This is a genomic window from Clostridium sp. DSM 17811, from assembly GCF_018861905.1.
Classification (GTDB): domain Bacteria; phylum Bacillota; class Clostridia; order Clostridiales; family Clostridiaceae; genus Clostridium_AD; species Clostridium_AD frigoriphilum.
In genome coordinates this window covers 300008-307968 of sequence record NZ_JAHLDU010000003.1, presented here as the reverse complement: position 1 = coordinate 307968, position 7961 = coordinate 300008, and the positions used below count along the sequence as shown (strand labels likewise).

The following is a 7961-nucleotide window of genomic DNA, read 5'->3' as shown; positions in this document are numbered from 1 at the left end:
GTGCGTATACAGGACTTACCTTTCTAAATATTAAAACTATAGCAACTATTAAACCAAATATTGCTCCACTCCAATTAATCACAGCCATTTTACTTCCCCCTTATTGTATAACGTTTTCATAACTTCTATATTAATAATAGTATTTTAATAAAGCAATTAATATTGGTTATTTAACATTTTTTATTGTTCATTTGCACAATAGTCCTTATATCTCGAATTAATAATGTAAAAATTAAACGCCTAACTTAATTATTTAAGTTAGGCGTCTTATTTATAATACTTGCAATATTTCTTTTTATAGATATTAATATTTTATAGTAGTTATTCCTAACGTCTTAATAATACCTGTCGCAATTGCCTTAGCTAATGTATTCTGATAATCATCACTTGCTAATAATTTTTCTTCTGTAGGATTAGTTACAAATGAAGTTTCTACAAGTATAGCTGTAGCGCTACTATTTCTAAAAACATAATCATTGGCAGTTTTAATTCCTCTATCTGCTTTTCCAGTTGCTTTGATTAATTCAGTTTGAACGTTCTGTGCTAGTTCTGATCCAGCTGAATTTCCAGCATAATAAAAGGTTTCAATACCATGTGCCGCTGGAATATCGGAAGCATTTGCATGTATGGCTACAAAATAATCTGGTTTAGCCTTATTAGAAATATCACACCTTAATTGAAGATTTTTCACTTGATTATCCTTATTATCAGTATACGCTATATCGTCAGTTGTTCTTGTATATACAACGTCAACGTTATTCTTAATTAATATCTCCCCCACCTTTAAAGTAATTGCTAGGGTTACATCCTTCTCCTGAACACCTGTTGGTCCTATTGCACCCGGGTCATATTCCCCATGCCCTGCATCTAACACTATTTTATACTCTGCCGTAGTGGTTGCCGCCTTCACAGTAATAATAGCTTTCACATTGGTAGTTATTCCATTCACAGTTCCATAATAGGTAGTGATACCTACCATACTTGTAGTAACTGCTTTAAGCCATACTACACTAACAGTTTGTTTTGAACCATTGCTCATAATTGCGGTTACAGTTTTGGGTAATGAATATGTGTCTCCAACTGTTAAACTACCGGTAATATCTAGTACTGAAGATATCTTTAAAGTATTATCATAAGTGGTATCAGTATTTGCAAAGCCAGCATAAGTCATCAATCCATTCGCTATAGCCTTTGCAGCATTATTTTGATACTGCTCACTACTTAATAATACCCCCTCTCCTGGATTGGTAAGGAATCCTAATTCTGTAACTATGGTAGGACAGCTTGTCTTACTTAATATTGCAAAGTTACTATCACTGCCTGCTACTTTTATGCCCCTATCATTAGCTTGTGTTGCTTTTATTAGTTCAGCTTGCACTGAGGTTGCAATCGCTTTATTCTTACTATCATCAGCTGCATAATATGTTTCAATTCCATTTACAGTGTTTGTTGTATATGAATTAGTATTAATACTTAAAAACACATCTGCTTTTGCGTTCTTAGCAATTAAAGCTTTTGCATCATCCTCACCACCCTGAGTCCATGATACTGCATCAGTACTTCTTGTATATACTACATTAAAGCCTCTTGCTTTTAATATATTACCGAGTTTCAGCGCTGTGCTTAGATTTATATCCTTAGCTTTAACACCGTTCGCATCAGTAATTACTTTATAGTACTGACCTGGATCAATGCACACAGTGAACCCACTTGCGTTTGCAGGTGCACTTTTAGTAGTAAAATCCATTCTAACTTCACTTGGAAGGAATTTGCCATCAGAAGATTTAACCTGGTTTGTCACAATCAATGTATATGTCTTATTATATTCATAACTATTTACTGGCTGAACTACTATATTTTTATCGCCACTGCCTAAACTAACCTTAATCTCCATGTAAACATTTTCATTAGAAAGCACCTTAATATTTGTGTTGTTCACAGTGCTTGCATCTAAAGCTTTATTAAAACTCACTGTCCAAGGTTTACTTACTGCCACATCTTTTTTAGAATCCATACTAGTAAATGTACTAGCCTTTACTATTGTTTGCATAGGTATACAAACAATTAAAGCTAAAATCATAATTACAAATGTTTTCAAAATCTGTTTCATATAGTTCCTCCTAAATATTTCCATTTTAAAGTAAATTGAATAGTAACCTCCCTTTTTTGTCTTGGTTATTACCACATCCAGATATAGTAATTCTTTTTATTATAAATAGCCCTCATTATATACTGGTTTAAGAATAATTAAATTATACTCTCAGTTGTAAGGTTATGCAAATATAGGTTATGATAACATATATTACATTAATATGTAATATAAGCACTAACGAATCTTTTTTAATTTTAGAACAAATGTCTTGAATTTCAAAATTGCATAAGATAAAATACATATAAGTAAATGATTACATAACATTGAAAATTAAACTATAATGTATAAATGTTGAATAAAAATTATTATAAAGTAGCATTAATATTAAAGGCACTCTTATATCAGAGATGACAACAATGAAAACGTTTTATCTAGCAAAAGATTTTCTCTCTTGGTACAAAAATACAAACATGATTCCATAAGTTTTAGGTACAACCTTAACTTAAGAATAAATAAAAAAATACGGAGGAATTATTTATGAAAAGAATGAGATCATTATCAGGAGTTTTCCTATCACTATCCATGGTGTGCAGCTTAGCATTTTACCCTGTTAGCCAATCATTTGCAGTAACACCCGCTACTGTTACAGTTAAAGACTTTAATAGCTTACAAACCGCTATTGCATCGGCAACTACTGGTGAAACAATACAAATTGCAGCAAATACGCTTGACTGTACAAGTCAGATTGTACTTGATAAATTAGCTTCTGGTATTACTATCCAAGCTGCAGCTGGTTACACTCCAGTACTTGACTTTACAACTTTCAAAGAAGCATCAAAGAAATTAAGTCCAAAAACAACAGGTGATGCATATACAGGCTTTAGAATCACTGGCGGTAGCTACACAATAAAAGGACTAATAATCCAAAAAGCATATGACAACGGTATGCTCATAAAGCCATATTATAATGCCAGTGTAAAACCAACTGTGGCAAATGCTGGAAAGCCTGATAACAATTCAATTGTTAACTGCGTATTCCGTTACAATGGAGATGCAGGTCTTCAGATTTCAGGTAGTGAATCACTTGAATCAGCAGGAGTTAGTGTACGTCCAAACAACACTCACGTAACTGGGTGTGTATCTTACAGAAACTTTGACATACTTACAACTGGCGGAAATGCGGACGGATTTGCAGCAAAACTTTACCTTGGAACAGGTACTGTATTCTCATACTGTGTATCTGCTGAAAACTCTGATGACGCTTGGGACAGCTTTGCTATAGGTAGCAGTGACGTAACTTATCAATACTGCGTAGCATATCACTGTGGTGATGCTACAGTATTCAGTGGAGCATATGACAAAGCACAAGGACTTCCCGTGGATACAAATATGACGGTAGGTACTTGCAAAGGTAACGGTAATGGCTTTAAGATGGGATCAGGTTCATCAAAATATGGTGCACAGACAAATGGTGTTAAAAATCTTACTAACTGTTTAGCAGTAGACAATATGTCAAAGGGCTTTGATGAAAATAATGGTACTGGCACAATAAACCTTACAAATGGTATGGGTTTAGGTAATGTAAGTGGAGATTATGTACTTGACCTTATGAAAGCTGGTACATTCATAAATGCACAGGCATTCTCCTCAAAGAGCCTAAAAGCTCCTAGTGGTGGAAATATCACAATTGCAAGCACAGCAAATCAGACAGCTATTAGATCAGAAGTTAATAGTGCTATGGCAAAAATGAGACAAGAACTTACTTCAAACAAAATCCCAACACAAATGAACTTTAGCTTCTGGAAATAGTTACTACAATAGAAAATGAGTAGCCCCTGAATATTCTCAAGGGCTACTCATTTTTACTTCCATTTATACTTAGCTATTATTAAATTATTCTTATTTTAGCTTTTCACTGCCAAACAATAATTTACATTATCAAATGCTGTTATAGGATGCTCTGGATTTAATTTATTATATTTTTTGAAATACTGCTCTGTTATTTCATTTGGTGTCAAATGCTCATGAATCAAGAAATTACTATCAGCTAATAAATTTTTAAGCTCTGAATAGGAATAGCTTGCAAGCATTTTCTCATTAGCCCCACTAGCCAGTGCTACTTGTTTTTTTGTTCGTTCTCCTGCTTTCGTGGTATATGAATCCTCATCTGGATAATCAAAAATAATAACACTACCTTTTGGCACAATACATGAAATAGTGTTGAGTGTTTCAGCAAAAGTCCTCTTAGACAAATAGTAGCTTATCCCAAGCAAACTGCAAAAACTGATTTTACTTTGATCAAATTCAAGGCAAGCAATTAAATTGCTTTCCCAGTTGTTTTCTGTAAAATCAACTGATACGTAGTGCAGATTGGTAGGTTTTTCTGATAATACTGATTGAATACGCTTTTGTTTGTCAGAACCAGTGGCCGGATGGTCAAGTTCAAAAATTTGAATGGTTGATGCCCAATCAGGCTGACGATATGCAAATGTATCATAACCGGCAGCGAAAATTACATATTGTTTTGCGCCACCTCTCACAGCATTTTGAAGTGCTTTTTCCGCAAATGCTGATCTACCAAGTGGTGTTGGAGATAACTGATTATCTACAATCCAATGTAGTGCTTCTTTCTGTGTACCATCAAATGATGGATTAAAAAAATTGATTCCTTTTGACATATTACTTGAAATTTGTTCGTATTCGTTCTCAGTTAAAATGTCTTTTGCCAAATAATCATCAAATACTTTATCTGTATTTTGCAGTGAATGATATGCCCTTGAAAATGCGCTTATCAATGCGGTCATGCTTTTTTGCTCCATAAAATTATCACCTCTAATAATTAATACCACTTCATTATCAACAGTACAAGGCTTGAAATTTTCCTTGTTTTGTGGTATAATGGAGGCTTAAAATATAAAAGTTTACAAAATAGTCATATTTATAGAACAACTTTTCTAATTCAATAGCATAACAAAGTACTGTTTATATTTTTCTCATAACAATAGAAAGGAATGTCTCTCCAAGGAAAATATACCTGCCCCACTTTTTTATAACCAAAATTCTCATATAATTTAAGTGCTGTTTCATTTCCACTATAAGCATCCAATCTAATACATGAATAGTTATTTTTAGTAGCTACCTCTTCAATAAACTTTAACATTTTTTTTGCAATACCCATTCCCTGAGATTCCGGATGAACAGACAATCTATGAATAACTAATACCTTTATACCATCAGTAAACCAGTTTATTTGACTGTATTCTGGAGCTTGTTCTTCATTTATTGCCACATATGCTATATACTTGCCATTATCCTTTAAAACGTAACAATGCTCACTCTTAATATCATTTTCAATAATATCCGAATTTGGATAAAATTTATTCCACTGATATATGCTTTGACTCTCCATATGTTTTATACAGTTAGAAATTATATCAAGAATGCCTGATAGGTCTTGTTTCTTCCCCTTAATAATATCCATCTCTTTTTCCCCTTTAAAAAGATTTTAATAAATTCGCACTTTCTTGCATAGTCGATATATCTCTGTTATTCTTTCCCCCTACATTCATTAATTAAATATTCATTTTTCCATTATAGACATAACCTGTCTATTTGAATTAACTATACCGTTACCTTGTTCCAAGTCCTGCTACCGGTATAATAACTTTTTTGATTTTCATATAATATATCTAAGGATAATATTAATCGTTAATCAATTTCTGGATTTCATTCAATAAAACAGGGAAATCAGTATATCCATCACGAGCAATAAAATGCTTTCCTGATGAAAGAATAATAAGATTTGCATCTAACACTTTGGCTAATTTTTGTGTTGCTTCGGTTGGGACAATATCATCATCTGTTGCAGTAATAACAATTCTTGATGAAATTAGACTTTTTATTCTTGCAATGTCAAGTGATCCATCTACAAATTCTTGGAGGCCTTCTGTTTGTTCATCCATCGGGTTTTCATTTATGAAACCTGAAACAAGTATTGCACCTTTGATTTTTATGTTTTTTTCGAGAATATAGCGCAGTATCGTAACACATCCAAGACTATGACCGATAAATATCGTATTTTCATCAATATCCAAAACATTTTTACGAAGATGTTTAAGCCAAGGTTCAAGGTGTGGATCCCCGGAATCAGGCATATTGAAAATATCAATTTTAATAGGACTATTTTTAAACTGTTCTTTCAGCCAGGGAAACCATTCTGCCTGGCTGGAAGATGTATAACCATGAATAGCATAGATATTAGTACTTTTCATTTTATTATTTCTCCTAATCTTTAAATTTATAACCAGCTTACAATATTTTCAGAGATATCATTTCTCTTAGATTTTAAATCTTTTCTACTGGAATACCCAACAGATATAACAGCCATTAACTGCAAGTCCTCTGAAACTCCTAATAATTCTCGTACCTTATCTTCATTCTTTAATATTTCTCCAATCCAGCAAGTCCCTAAACCAAGTTCATGTGCAGCAAGTAGCATATTTTGTATTGCTGCCCCTATTGATTGAGAATGTTTCAAGTAAATGTTTGGAATTTTATCATCTAAAGATTTGGTATCTAGAAAGACTGCTATCAAACAAGGGGTGTTTTCCACCCAATTATGGTATACAGTAAGTGAAGATATTTTTTTTATCATTTCTTTATTATTAATTACTACAGAGAACCTCCAAGGTTGCATATTGTTACCAGATGGAGCCCAATTAGCTGCAGTTAATATTTGTATAACAGCATCTTTACTTACTTCTTTTGAATTATATGTCCGAACACTTCTACGATCTAATATACATGACATCACTGAATCCATTTTAACACTCCCTTTATGCAATATTTATATTAGATTGAATATTTTAAAATATGGTTGCTTTAAAGCATACTATCCCATTACTAAAACCCTTGATAAGATTTCCTTCTTGTTTTAAAAAAACTGATTTATCACCATAAACAGGATAAATATATTTTACTTCTATTTTATTTGTTTTAGTTGTGTTACAAAGTTCTTTCAAAATAAATAGCCCTTGTACAACAGGATTCTCAGTAAGATGAATAGAATTTGTATCTCCTGTTAGATGACTAAAATCTGCAATTTCTTCTTTTGAAAAATTATGCCATAGAGTCTCTTTCTCTTGAATCGTTTCTGTTTGAACAGATTCTTTAACAGTTACATTCATCATTAAATATACAGTTAATGTTTCTGCAATTTCATTTTCAATATATCCGCTACAGCTTGCTATACAAAGTTTTTCATTGCTTTTCAAAACCTCACTTCTATAAGTTTCTTCATCTAATTTTGGTTTGAAACGTTTATATTTTACTTTAGCAATAAATGCACCTTCATAAAAAAAATCTTCTGTTGTAGAAAACGCTCTAAATAAATCTATCATTATTATTCCATCCCCATTTAACTAAATTTGTTTTATACGATTTACAATAATCGATAATATTTAATTATTGTAAATCAAAGCATTTGTTTAATTATACTATAATTACAATAAATAAGCATATGGTCAAAAATGATGAATTAAATTCCAAAGATATTTTTTTTTTAACTTCATGCCAATAAAATCAAGTCTAAATCTGCCATTATTGTTTTTAAATTTTTATTAATATTCTTCATTAATTTCTTAACCCACTGATATACTTGCTCGTAGGATACGTTGTAAACATCAGCAGTTTGCTTATAGTCGTTATTTTGAGCAATACAATAATATACAATTTCAATTCTTTCTTTCAAAGAAGTACCTCTTCTATTTGTCATAGATTGGCTCATTCCCTTCGTTGTTGCCTTTATTTCTCTATGACTATTATACTTGTTTGTCCATCTTTGCAGTACCGATATGTTTGATATTTTATA

General features: G+C 32.1%; 8 protein-coding genes. 1 reads left to right on the top strand and 7 read right to left on the bottom strand.

Annotated elements, in window-relative coordinates; all coding sequences use genetic code 11:
* Positions 1–304 precede the first annotated feature (304 nt).
* Positions 305–2110, bottom strand: a complete 1806-nt coding sequence (locus KPL44_RS06855; RefSeq protein ID WP_216248136.1) for an N-acetylmuramoyl-L-alanine amidase — start codon at positions 2108–2110, stop codon at positions 305–307.
* Positions 2111–2629: 519 nt separating this feature from the next.
* Between KPL44_RS06855 and KPL44_RS06850 the strand changes: the two genes are divergently transcribed.
* Positions 2630–3901, top strand: coding sequence for a pectate lyase (locus KPL44_RS06850; protein WP_216248135.1), 1272 nt, complete (start codon positions 2630–2632; stop codon positions 3899–3901).
* Positions 3902–3996: 95 nt separating this feature from the next.
* On the opposite strand, the gene KPL44_RS06845 is transcribed toward KPL44_RS06850, so the two are convergent.
* From KPL44_RS06845 to KPL44_RS06820, 6 genes are all read right to left on the bottom strand, one after another.
* Positions 3997–4911: a class I SAM-dependent methyltransferase gene (locus KPL44_RS06845; RefSeq protein ID WP_216248134.1), complete on the bottom strand. Its 915-nt coding sequence runs from the start codon at positions 4909–4911 to the stop codon at positions 3997–3999.
* A 140-nt stretch (positions 4912–5051) separates the two neighbouring features.
* Complete coding sequence (locus KPL44_RS06840) at positions 5052–5573, bottom strand: GNAT family N-acetyltransferase (RefSeq protein WP_216248133.1); 522 nt, start codon at positions 5571–5573, stop codon at positions 5052–5054.
* 220 nt (positions 5574–5793) lie between these two features.
* Complete coding sequence (locus tag KPL44_RS06835; RefSeq protein WP_216248132.1) at positions 5794–6363, bottom strand: RBBP9/YdeN family alpha/beta hydrolase; 570 nt, start codon at positions 6361–6363, stop codon at positions 5794–5796.
* Positions 6364–6389: 26 nt separating this feature from the next.
* Positions 6390–6914 carry a nitroreductase family protein gene (locus KPL44_RS06830; protein ID WP_216248131.1) on the bottom strand — a complete coding sequence of 175 codons (525 nt, stop codon included), beginning with the start codon at positions 6912–6914 and terminating at the stop codon, positions 6390–6392.
* Positions 6915–6957: 43 nt separating this feature from the next.
* Positions 6958–7491 (bottom strand): hypothetical protein, encoded by a 534-nt coding sequence (locus KPL44_RS06825; protein ID WP_216248130.1) that lies wholly within the window; start codon positions 7489–7491, stop codon positions 6958–6960.
* 167 nt (positions 7492–7658) lie between these two features.
* Positions 7659–7865, bottom strand: coding sequence for a helix-turn-helix domain-containing protein (locus KPL44_RS06820; protein WP_216248129.1), 207 nt, complete (start codon positions 7863–7865; stop codon positions 7659–7661).
* Positions 7866–7961: the final 96 nt, after the last annotated feature.

What these genes read in the sequence shown, in the direction of transcription:
- KPL44_RS06855 (WP_216248136.1), bottom strand. Translation starts at nt 2,110, where the DNA reads ATGAAACAGATTTTGAAAACATTTGTAATTATGATTTTAGCTTTAATT.
- KPL44_RS06850 (WP_216248135.1), top strand. Translation starts at nt 2,630, where the DNA reads ATGAAAAGAATGAGATCATTATCAGGAGTTTTCCTATCACTATCCATG.
- KPL44_RS06845 (WP_216248134.1), bottom strand. Translation starts at nt 4,911, where the DNA reads ATGGAGCAAAAAAGCATGACCGCATTGATAAGCGCATTTTCAAGGGCA.
- KPL44_RS06840 (WP_216248133.1), bottom strand. Translation starts at nt 5,573, where the DNA reads ATGGATATTATTAAGGGGAAGAAACAAGACCTATCAGGCATTCTTGAT.
- KPL44_RS06835 (WP_216248132.1), bottom strand. Translation starts at nt 6,363, where the DNA reads ATGAAAAGTACTAATATCTATGCTATTCATGGTTATACATCTTCCAGC.
- KPL44_RS06830 (WP_216248131.1), bottom strand. Translation starts at nt 6,914, where the DNA reads ATGGATTCAGTGATGTCATGTATATTAGATCGTAGAAGTGTTCGGACA.
- KPL44_RS06825 (WP_216248130.1), bottom strand. Translation starts at nt 7,491, where the DNA reads ATGATAGATTTATTTAGAGCGTTTTCTACAACAGAAGATTTTTTTTAT.
- KPL44_RS06820 (WP_216248129.1), bottom strand. Translation starts at nt 7,865, where the DNA reads ATGACAAATAGAAGAGGTACTTCTTTGAAAGAAAGAATTGAAATTGTA.